Source organism: Pedobacter suwonensis, assembly GCF_044762335.1.
Taxonomy (GTDB): domain Bacteria; phylum Bacteroidota; class Bacteroidia; order Sphingobacteriales; family Sphingobacteriaceae; genus Pedobacter.
On sequence record NZ_JBIWEB010000025.1, the window covers coordinates 40,447 to 59,305 of the forward strand.

The 18,859-nt window shown below is 38.7% G+C and carries 13 protein-coding genes; 3 read left to right on the forward strand and 10 right to left on the reverse strand.

What is annotated here, in order from left to right:
- Nucleotides 1–86 precede the first annotated feature (86 nt).
- From ACIQXP_RS23585 to ACIQXP_RS23595, 3 genes are all read left to right on the forward strand, one after another.
- Nucleotides 87–2,471: a TonB-dependent receptor gene (locus tag ACIQXP_RS23585; RefSeq protein ID WP_387508194.1), complete on the forward strand. Its 2,385-nt coding sequence runs from the start codon at nucleotides 87–89 to the stop codon at nucleotides 2,469–2,471.
- A gap of 735 nt (nucleotides 2,472–3,206) precedes the next feature.
- Nucleotides 3,207–5,663, forward strand: a complete 2,457-nt coding sequence (locus ACIQXP_RS23590) for an outer membrane beta-barrel protein (RefSeq protein ID WP_391527808.1) — start codon at nucleotides 3,207–3,209, stop codon at nucleotides 5,661–5,663.
- A gap of 113 nt (nucleotides 5,664–5,776) precedes the next feature.
- Nucleotides 5,777–6,940, forward strand: a complete 1,164-nt coding sequence (locus tag ACIQXP_RS23595) for a DUF5977 domain-containing protein (RefSeq protein WP_387508190.1) — start codon at nucleotides 5,777–5,779, stop codon at nucleotides 6,938–6,940.
- 997 nt (nucleotides 6,941–7,937) lie between these two features.
- On the opposite strand, the gene ACIQXP_RS23600 is transcribed toward ACIQXP_RS23595, so the two are convergent.
- The 10 genes from ACIQXP_RS23600 to ACIQXP_RS23645 form a co-directional block, all read right to left on the reverse strand.
- The gene (locus ACIQXP_RS23600) at nucleotides 7,938–8,639 is read right to left on the reverse strand and encodes a sulfite exporter TauE/SafE family protein (RefSeq protein ID WP_293741985.1); all 702 of its coding nucleotides are present in this window, start codon (nucleotides 8,637–8,639) and stop codon (nucleotides 7,938–7,940) included.
- Nucleotides 8,636–9,067: a FixH family protein gene (locus ACIQXP_RS23605; RefSeq protein WP_387508188.1), complete on the reverse strand. Its 432-nt coding sequence runs from the start codon at nucleotides 9,065–9,067 to the stop codon at nucleotides 8,636–8,638. Before ACIQXP_RS23605 ends, ACIQXP_RS23600 begins: the two co-directional genes overlap by 4 nt.
- A gap of 152 nt (nucleotides 9,068–9,219) precedes the next feature.
- Nucleotides 9,220–10,599, reverse strand: a complete 1,380-nt coding sequence (ccoG, locus tag ACIQXP_RS23610; protein ID WP_387508186.1) for a cytochrome c oxidase accessory protein CcoG — start codon at nucleotides 10,597–10,599, stop codon at nucleotides 9,220–9,222.
- On the reverse strand, nucleotides 10,583–11,551 hold the full coding sequence (locus ACIQXP_RS23615) for a cbb3-type cytochrome c oxidase N-terminal domain-containing protein (protein ID WP_387508184.1): 969 nt from the start codon (nucleotides 11,549–11,551) through the stop codon (nucleotides 10,583–10,585). Before ACIQXP_RS23615 ends, ccoG begins: the two co-directional genes overlap by 17 nt.
- Nucleotides 11,538–11,720 (reverse strand): hypothetical protein, encoded by a 183-nt coding sequence (locus ACIQXP_RS23620; RefSeq protein ID WP_293788124.1) that lies wholly within the window; start codon nucleotides 11,718–11,720, stop codon nucleotides 11,538–11,540. Before ACIQXP_RS23620 ends, ACIQXP_RS23615 begins: the two co-directional genes overlap by 14 nt.
- A 4-nt stretch (nucleotides 11,721–11,724) precedes the next feature.
- The gene (gene ccoN / locus ACIQXP_RS23625) at nucleotides 11,725–13,866 is read right to left on the reverse strand and encodes a cytochrome-c oxidase, cbb3-type subunit I (RefSeq protein WP_387508182.1); all 2,142 of its coding nucleotides are present in this window, start codon (nucleotides 13,864–13,866) and stop codon (nucleotides 11,725–11,727) included.
- 72 nt (nucleotides 13,867–13,938) lie between these two features.
- On the reverse strand, nucleotides 13,939–14,118 hold the full coding sequence (gene ccoS, locus ACIQXP_RS23630) for a cbb3-type cytochrome oxidase assembly protein CcoS (protein WP_090979494.1): 180 nt from the start codon (nucleotides 14,116–14,118) through the stop codon (nucleotides 13,939–13,941).
- A complete protein-coding gene (locus tag ACIQXP_RS23635; RefSeq protein ID WP_387508180.1) occupies nucleotides 14,115–16,499 on the reverse strand; it encodes a heavy metal translocating P-type ATPase in 2,385 nt (794 codons plus the stop codon). The genes ccoS and ACIQXP_RS23635 overlap by 4 nt, the downstream gene beginning before the upstream one ends.
- 12 nt (nucleotides 16,500–16,511) lie before the next feature.
- Nucleotides 16,512–17,858 (reverse strand): oxygen-independent coproporphyrinogen III oxidase, encoded by a 1,347-nt coding sequence (hemN, locus tag ACIQXP_RS23640; protein ID WP_387508178.1) that lies wholly within the window; start codon nucleotides 17,856–17,858, stop codon nucleotides 16,512–16,514.
- A gap of 1 nt (nucleotide 17,859) precedes the next feature.
- Nucleotides 17,860–18,285 (reverse strand): Rossmann-fold NAD(P)-binding domain-containing protein, encoded by a 426-nt coding sequence (locus ACIQXP_RS23645; RefSeq protein ID WP_090979501.1) that lies wholly within the window; start codon nucleotides 18,283–18,285, stop codon nucleotides 17,860–17,862.
- Nucleotides 18,286–18,859: the final 574 nt, after the last annotated feature.

An 18,859-nucleotide genomic window follows, 5' to 3' on the forward strand; every position in this document is an offset into this window, starting at 1 on the left:
TAAATGATGGAAGCACAGAATAAAGATTTAACCTTATTTAACCGAGCTTAACTTTGCTTTACATGTTGAGCCATTAGTTTTGGAACATGAAAAAGTTAACATTCCTCCTATTCTTCTGCCTCCCGTTCATGGCTTTTGCTCAATTACGTAAAGGTTTGGTAACCGATAAAAATGGTGCACACATAGATGGGGTAACCATTAGCCTTCGGCATGCAGACTCTACTTTAGCCGTGCAGCTTTCCAAAACAGGCCTATTCAGTTTCCCACAGTCATTAAAAGGCACTTACAACTTAGCGTTAACGGCCGTCGGCTATAAGAATCTGACTAAAACGCTTGATTTGCCGATCGATTCCGTTATCATCATAATGGCCAGTGATGAGAAAACATTGGAGCAAGTAACGGTATCAGGCTCCAAACCGGTTATTGTTAGAAAAATTGACAGGGTTATATTCAACGTCGAAAATAGTATTGTAGCCAGCGGCACCACCGTATGGGATGCATTGGGTAAAGCGCCAGGTGTACAAACAAAGTTTGATGGCGGAATAACAGCTAACAATAAAGGAGTAGTCATTTATATGGACGATAAACCGATTAGGTTATCCGGCGAAGATTTGTCTGCTTATCTGCGCAGTTTACCATCCGATAATATTTCGAAAATAGAAATTATTGCCAATCCAACAGCAAGATATGATGCACAGGGTGGTGCAGTAATCAACATCATTTCTAAAAAGCCAAAGGGTGATGGATATAATGCGGTACTCTCCGGCGGTTATACCCGATCCACTTACAGCAGCTACAATCCAAGTATGGTATTTAATTACCGGAAAGACAAGATAAATGTGTATGGCAGCTATGGTTACAGCCACCGTAAAAAAGACCATAGTGAAAGCGAATATGTTATTTTCGATTCACCAGTAAATTATGCAGACTGGAGGAATGAAAAATCAGGCATACGCATGGGCAATGCCAATAGTTATAAAATCGGTGCAGATTACAATCTTACAAAACAACAGGTGATCGGTATTTTGGTAAATGGCTACAACGGCGCAAACAACAGACCAAACCGTACACTAACGAATATCGTTAACAACCACGCTGCACTACCGGATTCGATTCTGAAAACCGAAAATGTCTCTAATGGGAAAGCTAGTCAATATAGTTTTAATTTCAATTACAAAATCAAATTAGATACCAGCGGAAGGAATATTAATGTGGACCTGGATTATGTGCCCTACCAGAATAAGAATAGCCAGCAGGTAGATACATATGGGATTTCGGGTAATGGTAGTCCACTGCCCAATCAGTATCATATTTTTACGCCGTCTAATCAAGATATTGATATTCACTCTGGAAAAGTTGATTATACCGGTAAATTTTGGAAAAAATGGACATTTGAGTCTGGCTTAAAATATAGTAGCATCCGGACGCGAAACAGCTTTGATTTTTATAACAATCCGGCTACTGGTCTGCAATTGGTAAGCAACCGCAGCGACCGTTTTGAGTATACCGAAAATATATCAGCCGTTTATGCCAGTATAGCTGGTGATGCAGGTAAATGGAGTTTTGAAAGCGGTTTAAGAGGTGAATATACCCATACAAATGGCAAGTCGATTGCATTAAATACCAACAATCAGAATCACTATTTTAAGCTATTCCCGACAGTTTTTATAGCATATAAGCTAAATAAAGATAATGAAATCAATCTTCACTATAATTCGAGGATCAACCGCCCGGAATACTGGAGACTTAATCCTTTCAAATCTTACACTAGTCCTTACACCTACCTGGAAGGAAACCCTGCCCTACAACCTGCGTTTATATACAATGGGGAGCTGGGTTATACCTACAACCAACAATATAACATTTCATTTTACCTCAGGCGTGTGGTTAATTATTTTAGTAATATTACCGTACAGGATAACACCTCAAAACTTTTTTATGATACCCAGAGAAATCTGGATCTAAGCCAGGAAATTGGCTTCTCAGCATCTTTCCCAATTAAAGCGGCCGATTGGTGGGAAATCAACAATTATGCTCAGGGTTCTTATCGCCAGGAAAAGTCGGGATATTTACAAGCAAGATATGACTACCATGTTTGGGGCATTTATCTGAGTTCTAACCACGCCATTACCTTAAATAAGGCCCATGGTTTAAAAGCAGAAGTCAGCGCATGGTACTCTTCGCCTACCATACAAGGCATTTACAAACTGGCAAAACTTTATGATATAAGCGCAGGTATGAGCAAAAGTATCTTTAAAAGCAAAGGAACTTTAAGGCTCGCAATAAACGATATTTTCTATAGTAATGTTTATCGTATTGATGTAAATTATGACAACCAACGAAACGGCTTTGTTGAGAAAAGCGACACGCGAAGTGCTACTTTGAGTTTCTCTTACCGGCTGGGTGGAAACCCGACAGCGGCCAGAAAACGGACTTCGGCAAGTGAAGAGGAAAAGAAACGCGCACAGTAAAACTGGTTCATTGTTCATTAGTTTATTAGATCCGACTCTAGCACCAACCCTATCGCTTGGGTCAGATTCAATCGAAATATTGCGTGGTGTCTGATGTTTCCATCTGACACGACGAAAACGCTAACATAAATTATTTATATTTTAGAAAAGCAGTGCCTGTGGTGCTTCGGTTTTACCAGTCCCGCCCTTTGCTTAATCCCGATTAGCTCATCGGTAAATAAGATGACTACTCAAATCGGGATAACGCTGCCGGTCGGGTTTATTTAAGGCAGGTACGAATTCTAACATCATTAAAAAGATACTCTAAAGCACAAGTCAGCCAGCCCGCGTTATCCTCATACGAAGGCTCCAGCTAGCAGGAAAAATGTTAAGTTGAAATCTTCCATATTTTAGAAAAGCAATACCTGTAGCGCTTCAGTTACACCAGTCCTGCCCTTTGCTGCTAAAGCGTGTGTCCTGATCTTTATTAGCTATTTAAGCAATTATGTAGTGTATTGATAAAGATGGTTAATGGTAAACGTAAGGGGGGCATCAAGGTCCATACTAAGCTGAACGCTTAAGGCAGGCTTTCCAATTCGTCTATTAAACTGGTTTAAGATTTACAGATTAAAACAGTAATTATCTGTTATATTTGTTTGTAACCATAAACTCTAAATGCGAACGCTTATATTCGTCTTACTATCATTAATAACTAACAGCGTATCCTATTCTCAACAACCGTTTGTTTTGATTAGAGTGATTGATAGTGATTCGCACCGCAACATAACTTCAACACAAATATTCATCCACAATAACAAGAATGTCAACAAATTAACATTACAAGGTGATAGCATATACAAAATTGATCGTTCACAATTCAGTGGCGCATTTAAGATTGAAGCAGTTGCAGAATTCTACAAAAAGGCTACCATTAATCTAGACAGTACCATTTTCAATCCTAAAGTTAACTCACTTCTGATAAAGCTAAATCCCGTTTCAATAGATTTGCGTGAGGTTCAAATCAGGAAGCGACGATATAGAGATACTGTTAAAATAGACCTTAATACCAGAACTTTCGAAAAGGATAAGATGATAAATACTATTTTCTCGGGTGAGTTAGGATTTTCTAAAGACTCTAATGGACAAATTTATTTTAAAGGCAAGAAAGTTTCAGATTTAGTAGTTAATGGCCAGAATTTCTTTGGAAAAAACAATCAAAGCATATTTGATAACGTGCCAGCTTATATACTTAGTGACATTGAAGTTACATCTACAGACATTGATAGCTTGACGAATACAACTATGGGAGAGCCAGTTATAAAGGTTAATTTGATATTAAAAGATAAGCACTCAAAAGGAGTATTTGGAAATAATACTGTTGGCCTCGGAAGCGCAAACAGAGGAATCATCGCGACAGAAATCTATTCTATCAAAAAAAAACAACAGCTTTCTCTAAATTTCAATCAAAACAATCTAAATAGTTCAGGCACCGGCGAGCCAATTTTGAATTTCTCAACTTTGGGAAATAATAACAAAACCAAGACTGTAGGCTTAAATTATAGGAATATCTTTTTTAAGGAAAAAATCGAGATTAACGCGCTGCTTAAAGGTAAGCTATCCACTTTCCTGACTGAATTTAATTCTGAACGTAATGATGAAATTATCAAACAATATTCAAAGGTTTTTAATTCTTCAAAAGTAAAAAGTAGCATGCTAGAGGCGCTTGCTGTCGACCTGGTGTTGAGAATTGATTCACTGAATTCCATTCGTGTAAATAGTACTTTAGAATATGAAAATAAACAACAAGCCGATACGAGTGCATATTTAATAAATTTTGATGGAAATGCATCCTATTCCAACTTAAAGAGAACAAGATCAACTCTCACGAAAAATTGGAAAAACACGCTAAATTATCAAAGGCTATCTCATGAACGTAAAGGAAGATCATTCGACATAAGTATTAACTGGCTCAATAAACAATTCAATACTGACGAGGATAATCTGATCACTGATATCAAGCTCAATAGTCGCTTACTGAATTCAGTTATCAGCACGCAAGATTTGAAAAATAAAAATTATAGTCTGCAAATTAATGTTTTGGAACCTTTAAATGAAGACTCATATTTTAGAGTTACAACTTTATATCAATCTCAAAAATATGACCACTCGACCAACTTAAATAGTAACTCGGTTGAAAATCTTTGCTCAAATAACAATCTGAAATTCAATTACATTGAACAAAAACTTAGTGTCTACAGCCTAATGGGGCAGACTACTTTTGATTTCGATATGTCTGCATTGGTTTATTTAAGAAAAATTTTATCTGAGCAGAGAAATGCTATATATAATTTTGTGGGGAGATTTACAGCAAATCATAAACTGGATGCGGATAGAAAACTATTTCTTTCTATTGCTAGAGAAGCAAATTTTGCTGATGAAAATCAACTTACTACTATTAATAACTCATTTGATGCTATTAGCCAATCACGCTCAAATCCTGATCTTAAACCCGAGATAAAAAACAAACTTAATATTTCTTGGGACATTTTCAAGACAAGTAAAAGAACAGTATCACTCATTTTGAATGCGCAGCTTTCTCAGTTTAGGTTCGGATTAAACTTAACTGCTGTTCCTGGCAAGTCTCAACATTTTTTTATCGACAATATTGGTAGCTCAAATGATTTTGATTTAACTAGCGTCCTTTCCACTAACCAAAATCTAACAGCTAGATTAGGTATTTATTATCAGGAATTACCAAATATTATCAATGCAGAAAGGCAAATGAGTAAAAATATGGGTGTTAGACAAACGTTTTCGTTTAACAAAACTTTGCTAAGAGATGCAATCTCCGTATTACCCTCAATATCAATTGCTTTCAACCGCTATCATTATTCAAGCAGCTCTGGTGGACAATTGAATTTTAGTTATATGGATACATGGTCCTTTAGGCTAAACAATTTTCAACTAACCATCTATCCATTCTTAAACTATAATAGGAGCTTGTCAGATAGCTTCTCCTTTGCTGCAAACGCGGAATTAAGAGCCAATTTCTTTAAAAAAAAACTCCAAATATGGTTCAAGGGCTATGATATCTTTAATTCGTTCAATTACATGGCAAATTTTAACACAGCAACTTTTGTACAGGATATAAGGTATAAAAATGTTAAGAGATATTTTTTGTTAGGGGCTACGATGAAATTCAATAAGTTTTAACGAATAAAAATGCAGTAATAAAAAACAATAAATGTAACATTTTATTTACATTCAACTAATTTAATAACTAATATATTTAAGTTCAAATCTTAAACTACTAAATTATTTTTACGATGAAAAAAATCTTATTAACGATCTTGATCTTATTTTACGCCTTTGCAGGTTTCACTCAAGCAACAATTAATGCACCTTCAAGCATTACATCTGGCAATACATTTAATTTAACGGCTAGTGGAGAAAATTCTGGAAGTTATATATTTGGTACCCCATATGTATATCACTCGCCGACGTATACTACAACCCCAGCTAACCAATCAGTATCATTCTCGACAATTCAGCAAGCTGGATATCCTTATAGCACTAGTGGTCAGCCCAGCAAATTTTCGATGTCCATCAATACTACTTCATCCAGCGCTGTTACAGTCACCTTCAATGTTAGGTTCCAGATTGGTAATAATTCTGGAGGTGTATTTCCAACAGTGGACAAATTGCTGACAGTCACAGTTAATCCTTCAGTGACAACATATTATAATACAGCAAAATCTGGGTCTTTTACAAGAAATAATTGCGGAGCTGGTCTGACAGGATCAACCGTTACCTATACTGTGCCGGCAAATACTCCAAGTTGTAATTCAAATATTTCCCAAGCTGATGCAGATACCAAAGCTCAGAATCTATTAAATGCTAATGGACAGGCTTACGCTAATGCAAATGGTGTTTGTAATCAAACCTATTACAATACAGCAATAACTTCTAATTTTAGCAAAAACGATTGTCCTGTATACGCTAATTCAGGTCCTTCCGTACCATATACGGTCCCAGGAAGTAAATATAGTTCTACTATTTCTCAAGAGGATGCTGACGCAAAAGCACAAGCCGAGATAAATGCAAACGGGCAAGCTAACGCAAACGCAAATGGAACCTGCATAAATAAGACTACAATGACGATAACTTACACCAATCAAGGATATAGCGGTGCAAGTATTACGCGTTTTCGAGTTTTCGATAATAACGGAACATTGCTTTATGACTTTAATGAAGCACAGCTAATTGCAGGGCAAGAAATACCTCGAAGTTCTGCTTACACTTTTGTCTTGACTACATCGGGAAACACGGATACTTGGAAATCATTGGAATATAGAGCTTTGGATGGCCCAACAACCCAACAGGCACAAAGTATTGTTGATAACAACAATAGCAATACTTACACATTTAGCGGAGTAAATGTTTCTAATTCTTACCTATTTCAATTATTCTTATATTCAAGTTTTGCTTAGATTATTTAAAATTCAAAAATAAATCTTAACACTTTAAATTATAATGCCCCAGAAGTTAAACTGTTTGGGGCATTATTGATTATTCCAATAAATTTGCCCTCTCTAACTTATCTCAAGTTGCGCCCCAGAAGTTCTAGCTAAAAAAAAGCAGAAGGTATTGAACGAAAGGGCACTTTAGAATCGATCTTCAATTCCTGTTGAATAACTGTTATTTTAATTAAGTGAGTTTCAATCTTAAAGTTTATCCTTCTAACAAATTCACCAAACAATTCAACTGTTAATGATTGAATGATTTATGGAGCTGCTACGGACCCAAGTAGTCTAATCAAAAATGAATCTTAAGCTTTTTCAAAAAAGTTCTTTTAAGAATATACTAATCAATATCAAAACAACTGTCAAGCTTTCACAAAAACATAAATATTTAAATATTCGATATTTAAAACAATTTTAATCCAGAAGAATCAAATCCCAAATGATAAATCGACCACAGAATATGCTTTAAGCCAAGGCTCGAGAGCGGATTAGCATAAAAATATAATTTCTTTAAAAAGAATAAAGTACCAAAGATTCCAACGGCACTTTTCTTAAGATAGTTGGCAGTCGTTCGGATTATCAAAAGATTTGTCGCTAATTTGATGAAAATTTTAGATTGATAAAAGTAGGAAAAGAAGGAGAAGCTTCAATTCCAAAAAAATCGTTCAAGAGAAAAAAAACAGAGCTAAAAGAAAATTAAAGAAAGTGAGGCCAAGAAATGGATTATCAATATTCGGACGATTAACTTGATGAAGCAATCTGGTTGACCTATTTCCACCAGATCCTTAATTAATATATAATTCTTAACAAAATTTTATTCTTGGTAGGGCTTAAGTAATAGTTTGACTCATGTCTAATAGATACTCAAAAGCGCAAGTGAGCCTTGCCCGTTATCACGGTAATAATATTTGCGCTAGCATCGGTTAATCTACTCCAAACTGTAAACGCCCAACTCTAAACTTATTCACCTACACTCTATCGAATGACCGTAACCACCTGTATTTTTTGGTGAAAGAAATGGAATGCCCAAATCAGTGGAGCGTAAGATAAGTAAAGCGCCCATAAAAAGCATAAACCAGGGAATCAACCTGTTGGTATTAAAACGGATGTACTTTTTCAAAAAAAATCCCCCAAGCGAGATCATCAACATGAGTGGCGTAGTCCCAAGGCCGAAAAGAAACATGAATGTAGCCCCCGATTGAACATTCCCTGTATTTAAGGCCGTTGCCAGGGCCAGGTAAACCATGCCGCAGGGAATAATGCCATTAAGCATACCTGCAAATAATGCCCATAATTTTAAATTAAGAACCTTGCCCATTAGTTTACTGAGTGGCCCCATCGCCTTTGACTGGAGGGCAGAGAACCGGTTTCTATAACGTTTATTAAATTGCAAAGCTGTGAATAGAATCAATATCAAGCCTATAAAAATACTCAAGGTTTTTTGATCGCTGAACAGGTTTATACTGCTCCCTACCAGACCAACCAGCAAACCTAAAATGGTATAAACCGTAACCCTACCTAACTGATATAAGAGCAGTTGAAATGCACTATAAAAAAAATCCTGTTTTCTGAAAGGCATGCCCAGCATAATGGGACCACACATTACCGCGCAATGCAGGCTTCCAAATAGTCCCATCAAAAATGCCAATGGCAAATTGCCTGTCATAGGGTAATGTTATTTTTAAACATATATTTTTTTCCTGCGTTGTTACGCCAGGAAAGGTTAAGGAACCACATCCCCTTGGTCATTTTGGCCCGATCTACCAGGATAAGATTTGATGTTCCGGTTGTATTTCCTTTTAGTTTAATATCGTCATTACTGTCGGCTGGACGCATGAGTATCAGGTCATATTGTGCGCCATCTTTTAACTGTATAACTATCTGAGTACTGGTGATGGTAATTTTAGGTTTAGCATCATCTTGCAACACATTTTGTTTGGCATCGAATTCTGCATTGTAATTGATTCCTTTTTCATAATAATTCTCTTCAATCAGGGCGTCTTTACCGTGCATATGGAACATATAAATGACCATTGCCACAATAAAGATCATAAATGCAAACATCCCCATTACTATTTTCGTTCCCCAGTTCATATTCTTTATTTTACGTTTGAATGAGTGAATTTTTAACGTTTGAATGAATGAATTTCCAATGAGAGAATGTTTAAAGGCAAATCGCAAAATTCAATATTCAATCATTTTATAATTCAATCATTCTCTAATTTTACCCCTCTATCATTTCCCCCTCAATCATTCCCTTCCGGCTGCGCGAAAAAACTCGTTGTTGCGGTACTCACCACCTCGCCATTGGCAATCACTTCGAAAACTGCATCAGTTTTATATTTTTTAACCGAATTATTTTTTCTGATCAGAAAGAAGGTCAGGTGTGCAGTACCCTCTTTTTGTAATACTGTTGCCTTTTGGATAAAGTCGATCTCATCATTGCTATCCTGCGGCCTGAAAGTAAATTTAACCTCCTTATTGGTTTTGTTTACCAGTTCTGCATTGTAAAGGTTGCTGGTTTTATCTGTTCCCCTGTTTTGATATAAAGTACCACTAGCTCTTAAAACGGTAGTCTGAATATTTTCCCTTTTATAAATGAGTGAAGAGAAAACCATTAATACCACCAATAAAACAGCAGCATAACCATAAGATTTTAACGCAACTTTATAAGGTTTCCGTTCTGCAATAAAATCCTGGTTAAAGAAACCGATCAGGCTTTTAGGCTTGCCTACTTTTAGCATCACCTCATTGCATGAATCGATACAGGCCGTGCAATTCACACATTCGAGCTGGGTGCCCTTGCGGATATCAATCCCGGTTGGACAAACCTGCACACATAGCCCACAATCAATACAATCACCCTGTTTGTTTTCAGGTACATTTCGCTGCATATGTCCGCGGGGCTCCCCCCTGGTAAAATCATAAGCTACCACCAGGCTTTGGTTGTCAAGCAAAACACCCTGAAGCCTACCATAAGGACAGATTACCGTACACACCACCTCACGCACATAAGCAAATACGCCATAGAAAATGAAGGTAAACAGCCAGATGGATATAAAACCTGAAACATGTTTGGCGATCGGTTCTGTAATGATTTTAATCAGTACATCAGAGCCAATCATATAAGCCAGAAAAGTATTGGCAATGGCAAAAGAAATGATCAGGAAAATGAAATGTTTGCTTCCTTTTTTCCACACCTTTTCTGCGGTCCAGGGACCTTCATCCAGTTTCTTTTGCCTGTTTGCATCACCTTCTATCCAGTATTCTATCCTGCGGAATACCATTTCCATGAAAATAGTCTGCGGACAGGCCCATCCACACCATAGCCTGCCCAACACTACCGTAAAACAGACAATGAAGATAATAAAGATGAGCATGGCTAGTGCAAACAGGTAAAAGTCCTGTGGAGTAAAAATTAAGCCAAAGAAAACAAATTTCCTTTCGATAAAATTTAACAGTACCAATTGCTCGCCATTGAGCTTTAAAAAAGGGCAGGAAAACAGGAACAGCAATAGTATATAACTTACCCATTTGCGGTAAGTATATAGTTTACCCGACGGTTTTTTAGGGTAAATTGGTCTTTTGTCCCTGCTTTTATTTCCAGGTTTATTTTTTGGTAACATTGGCTTGATTTACACTGTCTTTTGCGGCCTTCATCTCATTGTCTTTCACATCTTTCGCTTCATACTTTTCGCCTTGCGGGGCTTTCGCACCGGCAGGATTACTTCCGTGTAAAGAAAGGATAAAATTGGCAACTGCACTGATCTGTTTAGGGTTAAGGTTTTTCTCCCAGCTGATCATTCCTTTCTCAGGAACACCATATTTGATCGTCTTAAATACGTTATTGATTCCGCCGCCATGCAACCAGTAATCGTCCGTTAAATTAGGACCGATCACGCCCTGTCCCTTATCGCCATGGCAAACTACACAGTTGGCATTAAAGATGGTTTTTCCTTCTTCCAGTACTGTAGGCGTATTATCGGCCTTTACCGAATTTTCGTCAATGGTATTGGCTGATTTTTCCAGGTAAGCTGCCTTTTCTACCTTAGCCTTAGCCATTTCATTTTCATATTCCTTATCCTGCAATTCGCCATACCCACCGATGTGGTAATAAAAGAGATAACATGCAGCAAAAATCATGGTGCCATAAAACAGGAAGTTAAACCATGCCGGTACCGGGTTATTTAACTCTTTAATACCATCGTAAGCATGATCAATAACCAGGTTCTTTTCTTCTTCAATAGGCTTTAAACCTAACAATTTTGCCCAAATGGATGGCTTTACCGTTTTCTGTTTCAGCCAGCTGTCATAATCAAGTGGCGGTTCTTTTGCGGTTCCTGTGTATTTGGTTGGATTTAACTGCTCCTGGTACATTACTTTAAACGCATTAAGCAGCGTTATCGAAACAAAAAGCAGCACAAGTGCGAATACCAATAGCAATACAATGAGTAACTCTGATTGATTAAGTCCTAATCCTGGCTGAGAAGGTGCTATTGCTTCTGCTGTTTTTTGATCTGCCGCGTAAGTGGCCGCCGATAAAAACAGTGAAAATAATAATAGTTTAATCTTCTTCATATAATTTGGTTTTGTGGTCTTGAAAAGGGATTTCGCTCATGGTTTTAATATGATTCTTGCTTAATTTGAAGAGGTAAACCCCAACAATTACAAAAAACAACATGAACATGAGCAGAGAGGTAACGAGGTATATTTCGCCGCCAGCTAAATCTTTTATCTGATTGAACATCTTTTTATTGGTTTGATGGAATGGTTTCTTTATTGGCTTTAATGTCGGTACCTAATCTTTGCAGGTAAGCGATAATGGCTACAATTTCACGGTCACTTTTAACTTTGATATTATTCTGCTTTAGGTCTGCGGCAATTTTTTCTGCCTGTATTTTTAAATCTTCATTGGCCTGTTTATCATATCCTTCAGGATAAGGAACGCCCAGTGTTTGCATGGCCCTGATTTTACTTGCAGTGGTATTGATATCCAGTTTCTGCTCAATTAGCCAGGGATATGGTGGCATAATGCTTCCAGGCGACATGGAGGTAGGATCAACCAGGTGATTGTAGTGCCAGGCATCGGAATATTTTCCACCTACGCGATGAAGATCAGGTCCGGTACGTTTACTGCCCCATAAAAACGGGTGATCATAAACAAATTCCCCTGCCTTGCTGTATTCGCCATAACGTTCGGTTTCTGAACGGAAAGGCCGTACCGTTTGCGAATGGCAGTTCACACAACCTTCTCTGATATAAAGATCCCTACCCTGCAGTTCCAATGCGGTATAAGGTTTAACGCTTGCGATGGTAGGTACATTAGACTGGATGGTGAAGGTTGGCATCATCTCTACCATTCCCCCGATCAGGATAATGATCAATGACAACACCATGAATTTCATCGGCTTACGCTCAAGCACCCGGTGCCATGCTTTATCTGCCGGACTGCTATCTACCACTATTTTTGGTAATGGCATGGCTTCTGCAGCTTCGTTGGCAACCAGTTTAGCACCCAGCATGGTTTTGGCCAGATTATAGGTCATCACAATTACGCCTGCTAAATAGAGTGTACCGCCAATCGAACGCAAAACGTGCATCGGGATAATCTGTAAGGTTGTGGCAAGAAAATTCGGGTATTTCAACAAACCTTCAGCAGTGAACTCTTTCCACATCAATCCTTGCGTAAAACCCGCCCAATACATCGGGATGGCATAAAAGAGTATTCCCAAAGTACCGATCCAAAAGTGGAAACCTGCTAGTTTTTTAGAGTAAAGTTCGGTTTTATAAATGCGCGGGATTAACCAGTATAAAATACCAAATGTTAAAAAGCCATTCCATCCTAAAGCGCCAACATGAACGTGGGCAACAATCCAATCGGTAAAATGCGCTACCCCGTTTATCTGTTTTAACGATAACATTGGGCCTTCGAAAGTAGCCATACCATAGGCAGTAAGGGCAACCACCATAAATTTAAGGGTAACATCTTCCCTTACTTTATCCCAGGCACCACGCAGGGTCAATAAACCATTTATCATACCGCCCCAGCTTGGTGCAATCAGCATAATGGAAAAAGCAACACCTAACGATTGAGCCCAACCCGGTAATGAAGTGTACAACAGGTGATGCGGTCCTGCCCAGATATAGATGAAAATAAGCGACCAGAAGTGGAGAATACTTAGTTTATAAGAGTAAACAGGCCGGCCTGCCATTTTTGGCAGGAAATAATACATCATCCCCAGGTACGGGGTAGTCAGGAAAAATGCAACGGCATTGTGCCCGTACCACCACTGTACCAATGCATCCTGAACGCCCGCATACAGATAGTAACTTTTCATAAAAGAAACAGGCAATTCAAAAGAGTTTACGATGTGTAATACTGCAATGGTTACAAAAGTGGCAATGTAAAACCAGATGGCCACGTAGAGATGGCGCTCCCGCCTTTTAATAATAGTACCGAACATGTTGATACCAAAAATCACCCAGATGAGGGTAATGGCAATATCAATTGGCCATTCGAGTTCGGCATATTCGTGTGAGGTGGTAAAACCCAGTGGAAGGGTAATTACGGCCGATAAGATAATGAGCTGCCAGCCCCAGAAATGGATTTTGCTGAGCGTATCGCTAAACATTCTGGCTTTAAGTAAACGCTGAAGGGAATAATAAACGCCCATAAAAATGGCATTGCCGACAAAGGCAAAAATTACAGCATTGGTATGCAATGGCCTGATCCTGCCAAATGTGGTATACTGGCTACCCATGTTCATGGCCGGCTTAAAGAGCTGTATGGCCACAAGCAGCCCAACAGTCATTCCTATAATTCCCCAAACAAGGGTGGCAATGCCAAAGTTTCTGACAATCCTGTTATCGTAAGTAAATTTTTCTAGCTGCATAATAGAAGCGGAATTTTGTATGTTTTGTACACCAAAGGTATCCTGCAGCGGAGAGATAAAGCATGACGTGTGTTAGCTGGAAAAGTGATCTTCTTCACTTTTTTCACCGGTGACTTCATCGTCAAACAAGATGCGCATGCCAGGAGTGTGCACATCATCGTTCTGACCGGTTTTGTAAGCCCAAAAGAAAGCACCCAAAAAAATGAGTGCCATTAAAACGCTGCAGCCAACTAGGAAGTAAAGGATATTCATATCAATTTGTTTTTACGGGCAAACCAGCGGGTAGCCAGGGTAGTAAATAAAATAATGGTGACCGTACTGACCGGCATCAGCACCGCTGCAACCAGTGGATATAGCGTTCCCTGTACGGCATAATAAATACCGATGCAATTATAGGCTGTAGCAATAGCAAAACTAATTTTAATAACTTTAAGCCCATCTTTACTGAGCTGAATAAAGTTTGGTAGAAAGTTCAATGCACTTCCCTGTAAAATAGCATCGCAGCCTGGTGTAAAATTATTGATGTTATCGGTTAAGGCTATTCCAAAATTACTCTGCTTCAAAGCGCCGGCATCATTTAGCCCATCACCCAGCATCATTACGTTATTCCCATTTTCCTGAAGACTTAAAACAGCAGCCAATTTCTGGTGCGGACGCTGATGAAACCTGATGGACGTGTTTTCTGGAAAAATAGTCTTCAGCATGGAATGGTCCTTATCTGTATCGCCTGATAAAACCTGCAGTTTAAAGTTAGAAAGTTTCGAAACCAACTGTCCCAATCCGGGCCGCCATTGTTGTTTAATATCAAAACATCCCTTGTAAACATGGTCAATCAAAATATGTACGCCGGTTTCACTAACCGATTTTATGGTTATAGGAAGCATAGATAAATGTCCTGCATAAATAACATGATCGTTGATCTTCGCTGATAAACCTTTCCCTACCACCTCCTTATAATCCTGAAGTGAATAAAATCTTTCAACGTTTAAGGCTTTTAAGATATGCCGGCTTAAGGGGTGGGCAGAATTGCGCAACAGTGAAGCCACAATTAGTTTCTCTTCGTGTGTTAGAGATCCACTAAAAGAAATTTCGGCATTTTCATTACTGGTCAGGGTACCTGTTTTATCAAAAATCAGCGTATCGCATTTGGCCAGTTCTTCAACCGCATCAGTATTTTTAACATAAAATCCTTTTTTATCAAAAACAGATAAAATGGCCGATAAGGTGAAAGGCGTACTTAAAGCCAGTACGCACGGGCAAGCTACAATAATGACCGCGGTAAATGCCGACCAGGCTTTATGGCTATCGTGATGAAACAACCAGTAACCTGTTGCTGCAAATGCAATCAGAAAAACGCCAATGCTGAAGTATTTCGCAACAGAATCGTTAAAATTTTGCTTTTCGACATTGCTTTTATAATTTTCATTGTTCCAGAGCCCCGTGAGGTAACTCTGCGAAACCGGTTTAATCACTTCGAGCTCTATCGCCCCGGTAGTTTGCCGTCCTCCCGCATAAATGATTTCACCCAGTACTTTATGTATCGGTTCCGATTCACCGGTAACAAAGCTCATATCTACCCAGGCATCACCTTTCATTAAAATGGCATCTGCAGGTACCAGTTCTCCGTTTCTGATCCACAACCTGTCACCTATTTTAATATCGTTAATGGCTACAGGCTTTTCTTTACCATTCTGGATGGTAGTAACGGCAATGGGAAAATAAGACCGATAGTCACGATCGAAAGAAATATGGTGGTAAGTACGCTGTTTAAGCCACTTACCCATTAAAAGCAAGAATACAAGACCTGTTAAAGTATCCGCAAAACCAGGTCCGGTGGCAAAAATGACTTCAAATGCGGTACGTAAAAACAATACCGCAATAATTAGTGCTAATGGCGTATCTAAATTGATATGTTTGTGTTTGATGCTGGTAATGGCCGAGGTAAAATAATCGCGTCCACAGTAGAAAGCAGCAGGAATAGAAAATGCCAGATTTAACCAGCCGAATAAGTATTGAAACTGTTTTTCAAAACCCGATAAACCAAAGTATTCTGGAAAGCTGAAAAGCATCACATTCCCCATTAAAAACCCGGCGACAGCAATTTTCAGCACTAAAGCTTTATCTACCGAACTGCTATGGGCTTTAACCACATCCTGAAGACTGATTAAGGGTTCGTAACCAATCTGGTTTAAGGTTTCAACCAAATGTTTTAGTGAAATCTCTTCATGGTTAAATTGAATAGTGACCTGCTTTTTAAGAAAATCGATCCGTGAGCTGAAAATAGCTGCGTTAATTTTATAGAGGTGTTCCAATAGCCAAATGCATGAGCTACAATGAATTGCGGGGATGTAAAACGTGATGATACTCGAATTTCCATGTTTATAATCAATTAATTGATCAATGATTTTAGGATCTTCGAGGTATTCTAAATGACTTTCATTTTTTAACTGCCTGCCTGGATTATTGTTATATAAATAATAATTACAAAGGTTATTTTCTGAAAGAATCTTGAAAACAGCCATACAGCCCGCACAGCAAAAATCTTTATCGTCTGTTTGATATTTTACCTTGGGCAGATCTTCTCCACAGTGGTAGCAAATGGCTTTAGTTGCTGTTTTATGTTGATCTTCCATTGTAATCGTTTTTTATATTGATGAACTGAAAAGTTGTGTTTTAGGCTGCTTAAGCCATAATTTCTCGTCGAATGCCATACAGACGTTTCTGAGGAAGGATTTTCCCTTGTTGGTGATGCTGATTTCTTTTTCCGTTACCGATATCAGCTGATCATGCAATAAAGGCAAAAGCCGTTCCTGTACCCTTTCAGGGATTGTGTCGCGGTATGCAGTATTGTTCTTACACATGATATTTAGGATATGCTTTCTTATATCGAGGTCCTCATCAGTCAGAAAATGCCCTTTTTCTACAGGTAGTGACTGCTGCGCAATTTTATCAAGATAAGCTTCTACTGTTTTGGGGTTCTGTGCAAAAGCGGTCCAGCTATCGCTGATCGATGAAACCCCAAGGCCGATGAGTAAATGGGTATGCTGACTGGTATAGCCCATGAAATTACGATGGAGTTTATCCGTTGCCATTGACTGAAACAAAAGATCGCTTTTCAGGGCAAAATGGTCCATGCCTACATCTTCATAACCAGCATCAATAAGTAACTTTCTGCCAAATTGGTAAAGTGCAAATTTTTCATCGCCCATGGGAATATCCTTTTCGGTATAATGCCTTTGCCCGGGCTTTAACCATGGCACGTGTGCATAACTGTAAAAGGCAATGCGATCCGGGTGCATACCAATCACATCATTTACGGTACGCTCCAGTCCGTCAATACACTGCCCAGGAAGTCCATAAATCAGATCGAAGTTGATGGAAGTGTAACCAATTTCCCTCGCCTCGCTGGTTACCTGAGCAACCTGTGCAGGTGTTTGAAAGCGGTTGATCAAAAACTGCACTTTAGGATCGAAGTCCTGAATGCCCAAACTTAATCTTCTAAAACCAAGCTGGTGAAGTGCTGATAAATGTGCTTTGGTGGTATTGGCTGGATGAGCCTCGAAAGAAAGTTCAGCATCAGGAGCCAGACTTGCATCTTGCATAATGCCATTAATCAGCAGCCCGAGATTTTCTGCACTAAAGAAAGTAGGCGTTCCACCACCAAGGTGTAACTCTTTTAGTTTCGGTTTCTCCCGCAAGGCATCTACATACATGCGCCATTCAGCAAGTACAGCTAAAATATAAGGAACCTCTACCGAATGATTTTTGGTAATACGGGTATTGCAGCCGCAATAGGTACACAGGCTTTCGCAGAACGGGAGGTGGATATATAAGCTGATTCCTTCATCTTTGTGGCTTGCATAGGTTTTGGATACCCTGTTTAGCCATTCCTGAGTATTAAAGCTTTCAATATCCCAGTATGGCACAGTTGGATAACTGGTATAGCGTGGAGCAGCAACGTTATATTTTTTAAGCAATTCTGCATCTTCCATTTTACAGTTTTTTAGTGGTTGCGCATTCACTCTGGCAGCAGCAGGCTTTACCTACGCATTTACCAGCTGCCCACTGATCGAGGTTTTTGATTACCTGTTCCATCCTCGCTTTGGTGTCGGCCTGATCAGCCTCCAGCGGAACATTGGCAACCTTCATGCCTGCAAGCCCAGCGGCATTCAGATCAAGATGATCTGTTTGTGAAGATGATGTCGCAATATATTTGATACCCAACGATCTAAGGCCCAATATCATATCACTACTTAATTCATCGTTGTTAAAAACCAAAAGCGCTTCTTTACCAGTTGCAAATGAAAGCGTATCAGCTGTTAAGCTATTGGCAATTATAGTAATATCGTGTTTTTTGTAATTGGCCAGTACCAACCATTCCTTTTCATCGGGCTTAATGTTATAAGCTATAGCTTTCATATATGATAATTATATATACAAAACTATAAAGGAAGCTTAAGGCGACAGGTGAGAATGCTTAGAGAAAAAAATGATATTGGTTACTTTTTTTTAGTCATGAGCATCGATTCTATAGTCTTGAGTCCCTCTTTTAGCGCAAGTCTTGGTACTCGGGTACTGTAAGTTGGCTTGACTTGTGCTTTAAAATACCGAAGTGTCAGATGGAAATCTTTTCTAGCCAAAGTCTTAGCGCTTTGGGCACTTTGGGTTGGCTTGTGCTTTAAAAATATCTTCGTGTCAGATGGAAACATCCGACACCACAGATGTGATCAGTTTTCAGTTGACAATTTGGACTTAACAACTAAGCAGAAAACCAATGAACCTCTCTTCCAGCGCAAGTCTTAGCGCTTTGGGCACTGGGCTTGACCTGTGCTTTAAATATTTTAATGTCAGATGGAAACATCCGACAACACATACAACAGATTTCTCGACTGCGTTGCACTCCGCTCGTATTCTAGGTTTATGATACATCCAAATTTATTTTTAAAAAAATATTTCTAAGCTGATCTTAGATATTCTTCAACATATTTTTCCT

What these genes read in the sequence shown, in the direction of transcription:
- ACIQXP_RS23585 (WP_387508194.1), top strand. Translation starts at nt 87, where the DNA reads ATGAAAAAGTTAACATTCCTCCTATTCTTCTGCCTCCCGTTCATGGCT.
- ACIQXP_RS23595 (WP_387508190.1), top strand. Translation starts at nt 5,777, where the DNA reads ATGAAAAAAATCTTATTAACGATCTTGATCTTATTTTACGCCTTTGCA.
- ACIQXP_RS23600 (WP_293741985.1), bottom strand. Translation starts at nt 8,639, where the DNA reads ATGACAGGCAATTTGCCATTGGCATTTTTGATGGGACTATTTGGAAGC.
- ACIQXP_RS23605 (WP_387508188.1), bottom strand. Translation starts at nt 9,067, where the DNA reads ATGAACTGGGGAACGAAAATAGTAATGGGGATGTTTGCATTTATGATC.
- ccoG (WP_387508186.1), bottom strand. Translation starts at nt 10,599, where the DNA reads ATGTTACCAAAAAATAAACCTGGAAATAAAAGCAGGGACAAAAGACCA.
- ACIQXP_RS23615 (WP_387508184.1), bottom strand. Translation starts at nt 11,551, where the DNA reads ATGAAGAAGATTAAACTATTATTATTTTCACTGTTTTTATCGGCGGCC.
- ACIQXP_RS23620 (WP_293788124.1), bottom strand. Translation starts at nt 11,720, where the DNA reads ATGTTCAATCAGATAAAAGATTTAGCTGGCGGCGAAATATACCTCGTT.
- ccoN (WP_387508182.1), bottom strand. Translation starts at nt 13,866, where the DNA reads ATGCAGCTAGAAAAATTTACTTACGATAACAGGATTGTCAGAAACTTT.
- ccoS (WP_090979494.1), bottom strand. Translation starts at nt 14,118, where the DNA reads ATGAATATCCTTTACTTCCTAGTTGGCTGCAGCGTTTTAATGGCACTC.
- ACIQXP_RS23635 (WP_387508180.1), bottom strand. Translation starts at nt 16,499, where the DNA reads ATGGAAGATCAACATAAAACAGCAACTAAAGCCATTTGCTACCACTGT.
- hemN (WP_387508178.1), bottom strand. Translation starts at nt 17,858, where the DNA reads ATGGAAGATGCAGAATTGCTTAAAAAATATAACGTTGCTGCTCCACGC.
- ACIQXP_RS23645 (WP_090979501.1), bottom strand. Translation starts at nt 18,285, where the DNA reads ATGAAAGCTATAGCTTATAACATTAAGCCCGATGAAAAGGAATGGTTG.